Below are 13,737 nucleotides of genomic sequence, written 5' to 3'. Positions count from 1 at the left end.
CGAAGCTTGGCTATCTGCCGACCACTGATGCAGGTGCCACGCTGGACATAGACACGCCCGCCGCACTGGCCTGTGCCGAACGGCTGTGGAAGTCGCGCATCACTTCGGACATGATCGACAATGCAATGTCCTGCGGTGACTTGCCAAAGCCGTGAAGCCCGATGGGGGCGCGCAGCCGTTCAATGCCCGCTGTACTGACACCCTGCTGCTGTAATCGCTCAATCCGGCTTGGCAGGCGGCTGCGCGCACCGATAGCGCCGACATAAAAGGCATCCGACGCCAAGGCTGCTGCCAGCATGCTCTCATCACTTTCCCGATCGTGGGTGACCACCGCTACGGCAGTCCAGCTATCCAGCGGGAGTGTTTGGGCATCGGCTGAACGCTGGTAACGCAGCCCGGCAAAGGGCGCATTCACGGGTCCTCCCGGATCAACCAGCACCGTTTCAGTCCCGAAATGCAGCGCGAGACCCGCCAACGCCAGTGCGGTTGCGTCGCTGCCTATGATGACCAGCCGCAACGGCGGTTCAAAATGCGCAAAGAAGCTTGTGCCATTCCATTGCGGCAAGCACGGGCTGGTCCTTTCGAAATATCGAGCAACGCGCGTTTCACCATCGCTTTGCCAGACCACGGGTTTCCGGTCGCGATAGCCAGCGAGCAGCGTGGCAATCGCAGGATCATCGATCCTCGCTGGCTCTACCAAAATCGAAATACCCGCACCGCAGGCCAGCTTGATATCGAACCAAGGGCTGCCTTCGCCATAGCGGAGCAGGCGGTGCTTGTTTTTGGCGATGACTTCCCGGCCATGGCGGGCAACATCATCTTCGACACAGCCGCCGGATAGAAACCCCCAGCGCTGCTCATCAGTAATCAGCATTTGCGCCCCGACATCGCGCGGCGCAGGCCCATCGACAGCAACCAAAGTCGCAATGGCAAAGCGATTCAGGCTGGATGACTGTCCCAACAATAGCGGACGGATATCATCAGCAATGTCTTCATGGCGGCGATGTGTCAAAGCTGGATGTTCCCTTGTCGGATGCAAGAGAGCGATGTTTTCGGAAAACAGGATTGCTGTCCAGCCGCCGCTGTGATGCGGGATGATTTTGATCGGTTGCCGGCAGGAGGGCTGGCAGTCAGCCCCATTGTGCAGTGTCCGAACAGTCAGTGGATCAGACAAAGGCTGAAAGCAGGTCTGGAGCTGCCCTGGCTGCGACCTGCTCTAACCGCCTACGCTGACCAGGCCCTGGTCCCGGCCCAACCGGGTTGCGATCAGGAGCGTTTGCTTGAGTAGGAGGATTGATCTCCAGCACCTCACTTTGAAACCGAAGATGACCGGGTAAAGGGTTGCAACAACAAGCGATCGATACATGCTTCACGAGGATTGCGAAATTGGTCGAGCCCGATCGGCATGCTGTCTTGCGGGCGGCTGGGAGCTGCCGTGTAGCTGGCAAACAGCCGGTCCCAGCAAGACAGGTTGAATCCGTAATTGCTGTTCGCCTCGTCCATCAGGGTTGAATGGTGGATGCGGTGCATATCGGGCGTAACGATCACCCGGCGCAGCCCGCGTTCCAGCCAGGGAGGCAAGGTGACATTGCCATGGTTGAACATTGCCGCGCCGTTCAGGACGATCTCGAACAGCAACACAGCCTCGGCACTGGCTCCGATCAGGGCAATCATCGCCAGTTTGATCGCCATGGAAAGCGCAATTTCAAGCGGATGGAACCGCAGCGCAGTGGTTACGTCGAACGCCGTATCGGCATGGTGAACGCGGTGCACTCGCCACAATAGCGGCACGACGTGAAACAGCCGGTGCTGGGCATAGATCGCCAGATCGAGCATTGTGAAAGCCAGCGCCAATTCCAGCCAGCCCGGCCAGTTGACCTGACCAAGCAGGCCCCAGCCGCGGGCCTCTGCCAATGCGGCAAAGCCGGTAGCGGTAACCGGCACGAGCAGCTTGAGCAGCAGGTTGCCGGTCAGTAGCAGCGCCAGGTTATTGCTCCAACGGATCCGCTTGGATAACGGGGAACGGCGCAGCGGCGCGATCCCTTCCCAACCGGCCATTACCGCGAAGATCGCCAAAAATACCGCGGTTCGGATCGCCTCTGGCTGGCCGGTCAGGACATCATCCATCAAAGGTCTGCCAGGCAATCAGCGTGCGTTGCAGCACGGTTAGCAGGCACAGCCCGGCATAGCCAAAGGCAAGCGCCGCAAAATGCTGCGGCAAGAGCGCCATCACAGTAAAGACGATGATCGTTTCGGTGCCTTCCGCCAGGCCGGTATTGTAGAAGAAGCTCTTGCGGCCATGGGCCTGGCTCTCCAGCCCGCGCTTGGCGGCGATGGTTGCGAAAGCCAGAAAGCTGATCCCGGTCAGGATAAAGCTGGCCAGCAAGACCAGCGCTGCAAGCTGGTTGGCCTGTGCCGTCAAGCCAAAGCCTAGCGGCACAGCAGCGTAGAACGTGAAATCGCCAACAATGTCGAGGTAACCGCCAAAGTCGGTCAGCCGGGTGGCCCGGGCGACGGCGCCGTCCAATCCGTCCAGCAGCCGGTTGGCCAGGATCAGCAGCAGGGCAAGGTCGAAGTCTGCCCGCGCCGCCGCGATCCCCGCGCCGATCCCCAGCACGATCCCTGCAAGCGTGATTGCATTCGCACCGATGCCGATTTTGGCCAGCCAGCGCCCGGCTGCATTGAGCGGCGGATCGATCAGCGGGCGGAGTTTGGCATCGAACATCAGCTAGACCGGGGTTACCAGACCGATCACCGCTGCGCCCATGGCCGAAGCGAGGTTGCCGGCGATCCAGCTTTTCATGCCCAGGCTGACCGCGTCCTTGCGCCGCGCCGGGGCCAGGGTCGAAATCGTCGATACCAGCAGGCCGACACTGGCAAGATTGGCGACATTGCACAGTGCATAAGTGACGATCAGCTTGCTCCGCAGCGAAAGCGCCGCATCTGGCAGCCCGGCAAACTGCATGTAGGCGACATATTCGTTGAGGATCGCCTTGGTTCCCATCAGCGATCCGGCGGTCCCCGCTTCGGCCCAGGGCACGCCTACTGCCCACATAAAGGGGGAAAACAGCCAGCCGAACGTCCGCTTGACCGTGATCGCCTCGCCCGCAATCCACGGCAGGTTGGCCAGGATCTGATCGGTCAGATTGACCAGCGCGAAAATCACGATGATGATCCCGATCACCGCCAGAACCAGCTGGACCCCGTCCATGGTCCCTTTGATGATCGCGTCCATGGTGCTTTCATATTCAACCTCGGCGTCTGGCTCCGCCAGTTGCTGGCTGCCCTCCCCCGGCACCATGATCCGCGCAATCAGGATCGCGGCAGGCAGCGACAGGAACGATGCGACGATCATGTGCCCCACCGCATCCGGCAGCTGCTTGGCCAGCGTGGTCGCATAGAGCACCAGCAGCGCGCCCGAGATATTGGCCATGGACAGGACCATGACCGCAAACAGGTCGGACCGCGTCATCTTCGCGAAATATGACCGCACGATCAGCGGCGCTTCAACCACGCCAAGGAAGATGTTGGCCCCGGCGTTGAGCCCAACCACCCCGGAAACCCCCAGCGTCTTGCGCAGTGCCCAGGACAGGCCTTTGACCACCGCGCGCAGCACGCCCCAATGCCACAGCAAGGCCGTGAGCGCCGAAAAGACAATGATCAGCGGCAGGATCTGAAAGGCGATCACCATTGGCTGCTCACTGCCGGGCCGCAGCACGAAGGGGATCGGCGCGCCGCCCAGATAGCCGAACATATAGCTCGATCCGGCCAGGGTCGCGGTTTCAATCGCGGTCACGCCCCGGTTGATGCCGTCAACCACGCTCCATACCGCCGGAACCCGCACCACGATCAGCGCCAGTACGACCTGCATGGCGATCGCCCCGCCGACCCAGCGCCAGCCGGGCAGGACCTTGCGGTTTTCCGAGAAGGCCCACGCCAGCAACAGGATCAGCGCGATCCCGATCAGGCCCTGGCCCTGCTGCACGACTGCCATCGGCATCAACCCCGCCGCCAGGTGTGATAGCGTTCGACCAGTTTCAGAAGCTTTTGCGGCGCATGCTTCTTCTTCCATTCGCCGGCTGCAAACTTGTTCGCCTCGGCCATGGTGGGATAGGTGTGGATTGTCCCCAGGATCTTGTTCAGGCCCAGCCCGTGCTTCATCGCCAGAACATATTCGGCGAGCAGCTCGGCGGCATGATCGCCGACGATGGTAACACCCAAAATCCGGTCCTTGCCCGGTGGAGTGAGGACCTTGACGAAGCCTTCAGTGGCGCTTTCGGCGATCGCACGGTCAAGCTCGTGGAGCGGGTATATGGTCACCTCGTGTGCCACGCCCTGTTCTGCCGCTTCCTGTTCGTTAAGACCCACCCGGGCAACTTCCGGGTCGATGAAAGTGGTCCAAGGGATCACCCGGTAATCGGCTTTGAAGCGTTTGAACTGGCCGAACAGAGCGTTGACGCTGGCAAACCATGCCTGATGGGCCGCGGTATGTGTGAACTGATATGGCCCGGCCACGTCACCGGCGGCAAAGATGTTGGGATAGATCGTGCTAAGGTATTCATCGGTGACCACGGTCTTGCCGGTTTCTATCCCCAGCTCTTCCAGCCCATAGCCGCTGAGCCGCGCCTTGCGGCCAATGGCCAGGATCAGCGCATCGTGGCCGATCGCTACCTCGGCGTCGCCTGAAGCCGCGATCAGGCTCTTGCCTTCGACTCGCAGCGCCTTGTGCCCGGTCAGCACGGTCACCCCGGAATCCTCGAGCGTCTTGCGGGCCAGCGCAGACACGTCTTCGTCTTCGCGGATCAACACACGCCCGGCGAGTTCGACCTGGGTCACCTCGGCGCCAAGCCGGGCAAAAGCCTGGGCCAGTTCGCAGCCGATCGGCCCGCCTCCCAGCACGGTTATCCGCTGCGGCATGGCATCGCGTCGGGCAAATTCTTCCCACAGGGTATCGCTGGTGAGATAGCCCGATCCGGCCAGGCCCGGCAGATCCGGAACCAACGGTTCAGCCCCGGCGGCGATCACGATCGAGCGGGTCGTCAGCCGCTGAATGGTGCCATCTTCGCGTGCGATCTCGACCGTCCAGGGATCGACGATCTTGGCATAGCCCTTAACCACATCGACCCCCAGGCCGGTGTAGCGTTCAACGCTGTCATGCGGTTCGATTGCAGCGATGATATCGTGAACCCGCTGCATCACAGCCTTGAAGCTGAAGCGCGGATCGCCCGCTCGCAGGCCATAACGATCGGCACGCCGGATCGCCTCGGCAATGCGTGCCGACTTGATCAGCGCCTTGGACGGCACACAGCCATAGTTTAGGCAATCGCCGCCCATCTTTGACGCTTCGACCAGTGTGACTTTGGCCTTCACGGTCGCACCGATCAGCGATGAAACCAGCCCGGCCGCGCCTGCACCGATCACCACCAGATTGCGGTCGAACCGTTTGGGCCTTGACCAGCGCGCATAGACCCGCCGCCGCTTGATCAGCGCCATGATCCACTTCCCCACCCAGGGCAGCAAACCCAGGGCGACAAACGACGCCAGCAAGCCGGGCGAAGCAATGTCGGACAAGGCTTTGATCCGCGCCAGCTGGGTTCCGGCATTGACGTAGACAACCGTGCCCAGCAGCATGCCTACCTGGCTCACCCAGTAATAGGTCCAGGTCCGGATCGGGGTAAGCCCCATCGCCAGATTGACCAGGAAGAACGGGAATGCCGGCACCAGCCGCAGCGAAAAAAGGTAAAAGGCCCCGTCTCTCGCCACTCCATCGTTCACGCCGCGCAGCCGTTCCCCAAACCGCGCCTGGACGCCATCGCGGAACAGATAGCGCGACGCCAGGAATGCCAATGTCGCGCCGATAGTGGAGGCAAAGGAAACGATCAGCGTCCCTGTGGCCACGCCAAAGATGGCGCCCGCCGCAAGAGTAAGGATCGCAGCGCCCGGCACGGACAAGGCTGTCAGGATCACGTAAACGGCAAAAAATGCCGCCGCGACCAGCAGCGGGTTGGCGCGGTAGTAGCCATCGATCGCAGATTGCTGCGTCTTGAGCGCATCGAGGGTAAGGTACTGCCCCAGATCGAACAGAAACCACCCGGCCAGAGCAAGCAGGAACAACCCAGCAATAACGATGCGTTTCAACGGATTACTCCCTGGCAAGATAGTTGCCGATCCTGGGCCGTAGAATGCCCCGCACATTCCAACATGCAACCGCCATTTCAGACGTACCGCGCGCATTAGTATGCACTCACGGCTCTACGACAACAGGAAAGCTGCGTCACGGCAGTTCAGCCAGTGACCGGCCGCCAGTGCAGCCAGAAATGCCTTGTCCGCTCTTTGCGCAGTGGAAGTATTACCAGCGAACGAGCCTGGGCACCGCCAGCCTGCCAATCGCGGCGCTGACCACTACGACTGCGCTGTGCCACAGCCCAATGTGGACAATATCGCTGAAGGTGCAGTGGAACGTGAAAGCGAAAATGCCAAAGCTGCCTGCCGCTATGCCTGTCAACAGCCCGGCCCGTTCAGGCGAAGTCGGGGCACCGCGTCGCAGCCACCAGACCAGGATTGCGAAAGTCAGGATCGAAAGTGCGCAGCCCGAAGCCAGACAAGCCAGGCCATGCCCGGTCGCTGCGGACGAAACCGAACCAACTCCTCTCCCAGTCAAGACGATCGCCGCAGCAATCGGCAAGAGCGCTGCCGTGGCTGCTGCCCAGATCCAACCGTCATAATCGCTACCCACACGGGGGCGACACATAATCACCACGGTAATTGCCGAAGCCAGCCCAAGCACCAGGAACAACCCGGCCGCCAGCAGAAAGACCGGATCGGAACTGGCAGTGCCAAGATCATGGCGAAAACCAAACAGCAAGGCGACCACGGCCAGCGTTATGCCAAGCCCGGCCAGCGCCGAACCCAGCCCGCTTGAAAAGCGCAGCGGACGAACCGGATCGAGGTCCGCGACCAATTGGGCGATCAGGGTATTGGTATCTCGAGGCATCTTCTTCACGCTTTCTCGATCAACGCGGTAAGCCGCTTGAGCCCCCGGTGAATGTTCACTTTTATCAGGCTTTCGCTTTGCCCACAGGCCCTTGACGCCTCGGACACGGACAGCCCCTCGATCTTGACCAGTTCGATCGCCCTGACCTGGGCATCAGGCAATTGAGCGAACAGCCGTTCCAGACTGATCCGGGCCGCAATTGCCGGTTCTTCATCGACTTCTGCCAGATCGACGGCCAATTCGATTTCGTCCGCACGGTATATTTTCCGCAGATGGTCGACCCAACGATACCGCGCGATCGCCGCTAGCCATGGCATGAACGCGCGGGTCGAATCCCACGTGGCGAGCTTGTGATGAAGCGCAAACAAAGTGTCCTGGACAAGGTCGTCCAACTGCCCCGGAGCCACGCGCCGCCCGAAATAGCGCCGGAGCCAAACCTGACATTCGTTCAGTAATGTGCAATAGGCCTGCTTGTCGCCAGCCTGAGCCATCACCATCAGGCGGGCCAGCGAAAGCTCGTCCGCCTTCATGCGGTCCGTCGGCGCATCAAGGGTGCATCAAGCGCAACGCTTCCGCCGCCACGCACTATCAACACCAGTGCAAGCGCCGCCCACAACGAATGGACCTGCCACCAGGCCTCGGGATAGACAAAGATCTGGATAACCAGCGTCATGCCAAGCAGGGCCAGCGCGGAAAGCCTCGTAAACAGGCCAAACAGCAGCAGGATCGGGAACAAGTGCTCTGAAACTGTAGCCATGACAGCGGCAAGATAGCTCGGCAGCGGCACGTTCTTGTATTCCTCCTGAAACAGGAAGTGCGTGCTCTCGCTGATCGAAAACCAGCTGCCTTCATCAACTTTGGTCCGTCCCGATCGCCAGAACACGCCCGCGAGCACAATACGCGTAAAGAGCAGTGTCAAATTCTGCATCATGCAATTGCTGGCCAATGCAACGGCGCGGTCATACCATGCGTACATCTGTTTCATTCAATCGACCTGTTGCAGGGCACCCGCTTCAAGCAGCGCGATGAGTGCCGACATCACACCATCGGGCACCATTTGGTTCTTGCAGTCAGGTTCGCCTTGGCCAGCCAAAAGGTTACCGATGGATACCGAATTTTTCGCCGCGGAAAGGATCGCATCCATTGCCGCAGTTGCTGGAGTGACCAGTACTTCCCCGTCGGGCCGGGTGAGCAGGATCGCATGGGCATCGGCCAGACCTGGCACTTCCACGCCGATCAGTTGGCTTACCGCCGGGGCGAAGCAGCCTGCCGACGCCGCAGGATGCGCTGTTACCGCGATTTCCACCAGCGCCTGCGGATCGATACCGGCCAGATCGGCCAGACGGAGCCATGGCGCCTCGGCGGCATGGTACGCTTCAAGCCAAAGCCATTCAAACCGGGCCAGATCAATCGCCAAGAGATCCCCGCCGTGCTCGGCCAGATGGTCCGGAAACAACTCGCCAATGCCTGCCAGCGCCCGCCCGGTCACTCCCCGCTGCTCAAGGTACAGCCGGGAGTGTGCGTTGAAAGGGCCATGCCCAAGCCATTCCCTGGTACGGGGAAACGTATCTTCAAGCGCGACCAGCCGTGCGTGAGAAATCGTGTTGGCGTGGACCTTCATCCCAGCCAGTATCCGCTCTTGGGAGCCTGCAAACAAATGCTCCGGCAGGAAATCAGGCCCGTGGTCAAGTGCCTGCATCATGGATATCTGAAGCTGTTCAAGCGCAAGCATAAGCCTGGTCCTGCGGCCCGAAGTGCGCATGTTCGCGCATGATTGCTTCGGCTTTGGCAGCTTCGGCAAGGAGGATCGCATAGTCGGGCACGGCGGTGTCCCATTCGATCAGAACAGGGATCCGCCCGGCACGCCTGACGAAGCGCGCGAACAGCGCCCAGGTTAATTCGGAAACTGCCGAACCGTGATCGTCGATCAACAGCATGCTATCGCCAAAGTCTTCGCGGGCATGCCCGGCGAGATGCACCTCGCCAACCAGGTCCGGATCAATTCCATCGATCATCGCCACCGAATCGAATCCAAGGTTGGTTGCGGAAACTTCGATGTTGTTGATGTCGAGCAGCAAACCGCAGCCTGCGCGCTCACACAGCAAGTGCAGAAAATCGCCCTCGTCCATTTCATCCCCGGCAAATGCGAGATAGCGCGATGGATTTTCGATCAGAATGCGGCGTTTCAAGCGATCCTGGACCCGCCCGACCTGAGCGGCAAAATGGCCGAGCGTCTGATCGGTATAGGGCACCGGTAGCAGGTCAGGATAGCGGTTGCTCGCACTGCCGCTCCAGCTGAGATGATCCGAAACCATGGCTGGCTCATAACGGGCACACAGCTGTGCCAGTTGATCGAGTTCTGTCGTATCGCCCCCGCTGGCGCTGCCGAGCGAGAGGCCAACCGAATGGAAGCTAATGGGATAGGCTTCGAAGGCCGCCGAAAGCCAACGATGCGGCGGGCCGCCTGCGCCGAAATAGTTCTGCGGATGAACCTCGAGCCAGGCCGGTGCGGCAAGTGGAGTGGAAATGCTGGCTGACGCGGACTGAAGAGCCTGCGCGTAGTGCTCGGGCTTCAGGCCAATTCCTGGCAAAGGGGGCAATTGTGCCGGGGATTTCATGTCAGCCAGCACCCCGACCCCAAGGCCAAACCCCTGCTGGACGGCGGAAGGAGCGGCTGCAGGGCGACAGCCCTGCAATCGTTCCAACCTTTGGGAGTAACGTTTCACGTGCAGCCAATTCAACATCCTGCCCGTTCGCTTCCGCCATTGGTCGCACAACGCAAACAACAGGTGCTGCGGCGATACGCGAGAGCTGAAGTTGGGTGCCGTTCATCGCATCACCCCCCAAACCGGGTCAGTTATGCGCGCGGAACGGGCTTAGCATGGCCCGCCCGGGCAGTCAGCGATCCGCCCTGCTTCACGCAAGTACCAGCGGGAACAAACTTCCAGGCATTGCCCTGGTAATCGACAGTCGAGGTGCCGGCGCAGCTGGTGCCAGGTCCTGCAGCGCAATCGTTCTTGGCCTTGAGCGCCACGCCGTAGCACTTTTCTTTGGCCGCAGCCTGCTCGCCAGCGGCCGATGCAGGCGAAGCGGCAAGCAAGGCAGCGGCAGCAAGCGAAGCCGCGGCAGCGATACCGTTGGGGGTCTTCATGGCAGTTCCTTTCGAATGGGATGCGAGGCTTACGGCTCTCACAATGTCCAGTTCGAATGGTCAGCGCGGTTGGTTACAGGCGGAACGAAATTCTTGGTTTCGACGTCGGCCATGGATATGATCAAATCGAAGTCCGCTCTGACCTCCGGAACAACAATCAGGCGTCAACCGATTGAACGGCAGGCTTGAAGGCCAGCACAGGGCAGCCGGATGCTTCGCACAGTTGCAGCACAGCGGAGCGATGATCAGCAATTCAGCTGAGAAAAATGGCCGACCGTGAAAGCTGCAAAGAACGCCGTCTCGCGATTTGATCCGCGAAAATTAACTTTTCAAAAAATCTTTTAAATCGCTTTAGTGGTAGCGGAGGAGGGACTCGAACCCCCGACACGCGGATTATGATTCCGCTGCTCTAACCAGCTGAGCTACTCCGCCCCAAAAGGCATCTGACAGCGCCGGTGCGCTGGACAGGCGGCGCACATAGGGGGCGCGGGGCGATTGGTCAACTACCCTGTTTGCCGCGAAAGCGCCAGGTCCCCACCGCCTCCCAATGCGGGTTGCGGTAGATGTGCAGACCTAGGCCAGTGAAGGCGAAATACCGCAGTTTGAGGCGCGGAGCCAGTTCGCGCTGCAGCTTCAGCGCTGCTTCGCGTGCAACCTTGTTCTGGATTGTGATGTGCAGCCGCTTGCCACCCTGGTCCTGGCGGGTCAGCATTTGCCAGAAGTGGCCGGCGATGAAATCGCGCACCGCGAGCATGCCTGGGCTGTGCAGCGCCAGCGCGGTCCCCTGTCCCAGGTCCATCAAACCGGACAGGTCCGCGCGCGGCGCTGCATATTCGCCCGCCACTCGCGCCAGGAAGCGCGGCAGTTCATCCCTGAGCGAGGGTGCGAAAGAGTGGAACAGGGTAACGTGGGCTTGCAGATGATTGCGGTCCCGAGGAAAATGTTCGGCGCGCAGACCATTGGCCCAGGAAAAGATGTCCACTGGCAGTTCGGCGGTGACGATAAAAGGCGCAGGCGGCGAGGCCTGTGGGGGGAGAGGGGGAGACGGCCCTGCCACCTGCGCCACGGCGGCTCAGGCCGCCTGTGCGGGAAGCAGGCTGTCTTCGGTCAGCGCTGCCAGAAGTTTTTCAGGGGCAGTCTCGCCATAAGGGTCGGCATCGCTGCCACCATCGTTGATGCCGGGCTCCTCGAACCAGTGAGTCACCGTGTTGTCATCGACGATCATCGCATACCGCCAGCTGCGCATGCCGAAACCCAGGTGGTCCTTGTTGATCAACATGCCCATCCGCCGCGTGAAGTGGCCCGAACCATCGGGCAGCAGCTTGACCTTTTCAAGCCCGAGGCTCTTGCCCCACTGATACATCACGAAGGCATCGTTGACTGACAGGCAATAGACTTCGTCCACACCCGCGGCCTTGAAGAGGTCATACAGGCGTTCATAATTGGGGCACTGTTCGTTGCTGCAAGTGGGCGTAAACGCCCCCGGGAGCGAGAAGACGACCACCTTCTTGCCTGAAAACTCCTCGCGCACGGGCATATCCTTCCAGCGGAAGGGATTGGGCCCGCCCAGCGATTCGTCGCGGATGCGGGTTTTCAAGGTGACATCGGGGATGGTGCTATTGATCATGACGCTTGCTCCACTGCTTGGCTTGAAAATCAGATAGGCATCGCGAACAAATCGCTCCAACAATTGAATGTGGTTAGTTTGATCGATATATTCGATTAACATCCCTGCTTGCCAAAAGGGTCCTCCTCGCCCCAAGCTGTGGCAAAACAGTTGCAGGAGAGGATCATGTTGCACCCCTATCGCGCGCGCTTGCTGGCGCTGGTTTCGCTGGCTCCGCTGGTCATGGCCGCCGCGCCTGCGCCTGCACCCGGCGCGGCCAGCGAAAAGCCCAAGCCCGCCTCTGCCGCAACGCTGGCGGCGCAGCAGGCAGCGGCCTCCGCCCTGCCCGGCGATGACGGGCGCGATGCGGACTTTGCCACGCGCGGTTACATCGCCACTCCCGCCGATCCGCTGATCCGCGATGCCAAGGGCAAGCCGGTGTGGAACATCGCCGCCTATGACTGGATGAAGGGCGATGCCCCGCCCAGCGTTCACCCGTCGCTGTGGCGCGAGATGAAGTACCTGGCCAAACACGGCCTGTTCAAGGTGACCGACGGCGTGTGGCAGGTGCGCGGGTTCGATATTTCGAACATGACCGTGATCCAGGGCCAGACCGGCTGGATCCTGGTCGATCCCCTGACCGACCGCGAGACGGGCGCCGCCGCGCTCAAATTCGTCAACGAACAGCTCGGCACGCGCCCGGTGACCGCGGTGATCTATAGCCACAGCCATGCCGATCATTACGGCGGCGTGCGCGGCGTGGTGAACGAGGCAGACGTGGCCGCTGGCAAAGTGGCGATCATCGCCCCCGAACACTTCATGGCCGAAGCCGCATCCGAAAACGTCATGGCCGGCCCGGCAATGGGGCGGCGTGCGCTGTTCCAGTTCGGCGGCGGAATCCAGCCCGGGCCGCAGGGCCAGATGGGCAGCGGGATCGGCATGGGCGTGGCCGGCGGCGAAACCACGCTGATCGCGCCGACCGATACGATCAGCAAGACCGGAGAGACCCGCACGGTCGATGGCGTGCCACTGGAATTCCAGATCGTCTCGGGCAGCGAGGCGCCGAGCGAGCTCAACGTCTATATCGTCCCGCAAAAGGCGTTCCTGTCAGCAGAGATGAGCACCTGCTCGCTCCACAACATCCTCACCCCGCGCGGCGCCAAAGTGCGCAACACCCACGCCTGGGCGGGCTTTCTGGACGAAGCGCTGCGGCTTTACGGCCAGCGCAGCGATGTAGTCCTGTCCAGCCACTGCTGGCCGCGCTTTGGCCAGGGTGAGGTCACGCAAATGCTCGCCAGCCAGCGTGACAACTATCGCTACCTCCACGATCAGACCGTCCGCCTGATGAACAAGGGCGAGACGATGGTGGAAATCGCCGAACAGGTGAAACAGCCCGCCGAGCTGGCCGCACAGTGGTACAACCACGGCTATTACGGCACTTACAGCCACAATTCGAAAGCGGTCTATCAGTTTTACCTTGGCTGGTATGATGCCAACCCGGCCAACCTCAACCCCTGGCCCCCGGCCGAACGCGCCAAGCGCAGCGTTGCGGCGATGGGCGGCGCGGCCAAAGTGCTGGGGCTGGCCAGAAAGGTGATGGCAGACGGGGACTACCGCTGGTCCAGCGACCTGCTCAGCCAGCTGGTCTTCGCCGATCCCGCCAACAAGGCCGCGCGCGCGCTGCTGGCCGACAGCTTTGAACAACAGGGCTATCAGGCCGAAAGCGGCATCTGGCGCAACCAGTTCCTGCAGGCCGCGCGGGAACTGCGCGATCCGCTGAAGGGCGGCTTTGCGACCGGCAGTGCAGACATGATCGCCGGGGTCCCCACGCAGTTGCTGCTCGATACGGTGGCAACACGGTTCGATCCGGCCAAGCTGGGCGGGCGCAAGCTGGGGATCAACCTGGTCATGCCCGAACGCAAGGAAAGCGCCGGGGTGGAACTGACCGGCACGGTGATGTTCAACCGCATGCAGCCCCTCCCCACC

14 protein-coding genes and 1 tRNA gene are annotated in these 13,737 nt (G+C 61.3%); 1 reads left to right on the top strand and 14 read right to left on the bottom strand.

Features of this window, described 5'->3' with window-relative positions:
• Positions 1–10: 10 nt before the first annotated feature.
• The 14 genes from MNBBLIKP_RS00095 to MNBBLIKP_RS00030 all read right to left on the bottom strand — a co-directional run bounded on the left by MNBBLIKP_RS00095 (position 11) and on the right by MNBBLIKP_RS00030 (position 11,772).
• On the bottom strand, positions 11–1,174 hold the full coding sequence (locus tag MNBBLIKP_RS00095; RefSeq protein ID WP_254912854.1) for an XdhC family protein: 1,164 nt from the start codon (positions 1,172–1,174) through the stop codon (positions 11–13).
• A gap of 134 nt (positions 1,175–1,308) precedes the next feature.
• Positions 1,309–2,127: a sterol desaturase family protein gene (locus MNBBLIKP_RS00090; RefSeq protein WP_088306473.1), complete on the bottom strand. Its 819-nt coding sequence runs from the start codon at positions 2,125–2,127 to the stop codon at positions 1,309–1,311.
• On the bottom strand, positions 2,120–2,725 hold the full coding sequence (locus MNBBLIKP_RS00085) for a CDP-alcohol phosphatidyltransferase family protein (protein ID WP_088306472.1): 606 nt from the start codon (positions 2,723–2,725) through the stop codon (positions 2,120–2,122). Before MNBBLIKP_RS00085 ends, MNBBLIKP_RS00090 begins: the two co-directional genes overlap by 8 nt.
• Before the next feature lie 3 nt (positions 2,726–2,728).
• Positions 2,729–4,000 (bottom strand): NupC/NupG family nucleoside CNT transporter, encoded by a 1,272-nt coding sequence (locus tag MNBBLIKP_RS00080; protein ID WP_254912853.1) that lies wholly within the window; start codon positions 3,998–4,000, stop codon positions 2,729–2,731.
• On the bottom strand, positions 4,000–6,138 hold the full coding sequence (locus tag MNBBLIKP_RS00075; protein ID WP_254912852.1) for an FAD-dependent oxidoreductase: 2,139 nt from the start codon (positions 6,136–6,138) through the stop codon (positions 4,000–4,002). The genes MNBBLIKP_RS00080 and MNBBLIKP_RS00075 overlap by 1 nt, the downstream gene beginning before the upstream one ends.
• Positions 6,139–6,349: 211 nt before the next feature.
• Positions 6,350–6,994: an NrsF family protein gene (locus MNBBLIKP_RS00070; protein WP_088306516.1), complete on the bottom strand. Its 645-nt coding sequence runs from the start codon at positions 6,992–6,994 to the stop codon at positions 6,350–6,352.
• Between the two features lie 5 nt (positions 6,995–6,999).
• Positions 7,000–7,524, bottom strand: a complete 525-nt coding sequence (locus MNBBLIKP_RS00065) for a sigma-70 family RNA polymerase sigma factor (RefSeq protein ID WP_088306469.1) — start codon at positions 7,522–7,524, stop codon at positions 7,000–7,002.
• The gene (locus MNBBLIKP_RS00060) at positions 7,521–7,979 is read right to left on the bottom strand and encodes a DoxX family protein (RefSeq protein ID WP_088306468.1); all 459 of its coding nucleotides are present in this window, start codon (positions 7,977–7,979) and stop codon (positions 7,521–7,523) included. Before MNBBLIKP_RS00060 ends, MNBBLIKP_RS00065 begins: the two co-directional genes overlap by 4 nt.
• On the bottom strand, positions 7,980–8,726 hold the full coding sequence (locus MNBBLIKP_RS00055; protein ID WP_254912851.1) for an HvfC/BufC family peptide modification chaperone: 747 nt from the start codon (positions 8,724–8,726) through the stop codon (positions 7,980–7,982).
• Positions 8,713–9,612 carry an MNIO family bufferin maturase gene (gene bufB, locus MNBBLIKP_RS00050; protein ID WP_088306467.1) on the bottom strand — a complete coding sequence of 300 codons (900 nt, stop codon included), beginning with the start codon at positions 9,610–9,612 and terminating at the stop codon, positions 8,713–8,715. Before bufB ends, MNBBLIKP_RS00055 begins: the two co-directional genes overlap by 14 nt.
• A 239-nt stretch (positions 9,613–9,851) precedes the next feature.
• Positions 9,852–10,145 (bottom strand): BufA1 family periplasmic bufferin-type metallophore, encoded by a 294-nt coding sequence (locus MNBBLIKP_RS00045; RefSeq protein ID WP_088306466.1) that lies wholly within the window; start codon positions 10,143–10,145, stop codon positions 9,852–9,854.
• 355 nt (positions 10,146–10,500) lie between these two features.
• Positions 10,501–10,577 (bottom strand) — tRNA-Met (locus MNBBLIKP_RS00040).
• A 67-nt stretch (positions 10,578–10,644) separates the two neighbouring features.
• Positions 10,645–11,127 carry a 2'-5' RNA ligase family protein gene (locus MNBBLIKP_RS00035; protein ID WP_254912850.1) on the bottom strand — a complete coding sequence of 161 codons (483 nt, stop codon included), beginning with the start codon at positions 11,125–11,127 and terminating at the stop codon, positions 10,645–10,647.
• A gap of 90 nt (positions 11,128–11,217) precedes the next feature.
• Positions 11,218–11,772: a peroxiredoxin gene (locus MNBBLIKP_RS00030; RefSeq protein WP_088306513.1), complete on the bottom strand. Its 555-nt coding sequence runs from the start codon at positions 11,770–11,772 to the stop codon at positions 11,218–11,220.
• Positions 11,773–11,937: 165 nt separating this feature from the next.
• Here MNBBLIKP_RS00030 and MNBBLIKP_RS00025 point away from each other — a divergent pair.
• A partial coding sequence (locus tag MNBBLIKP_RS00025) for an alkyl/aryl-sulfatase (protein WP_088306465.1) occupies positions 11,938–13,737 on the top strand: 1,800 nt, incomplete at its 3' end.

This window comes from Novosphingobium sp. B 225 (assembly GCF_002198665.1).
GTDB lineage: Bacteria > Pseudomonadota > Alphaproteobacteria > Sphingomonadales > Sphingomonadaceae > Novosphingobium.
The sequence above is the reverse complement of the archived record's forward strand: the minus strand, read 5'-3'. Positions and strand labels throughout refer to the sequence as shown.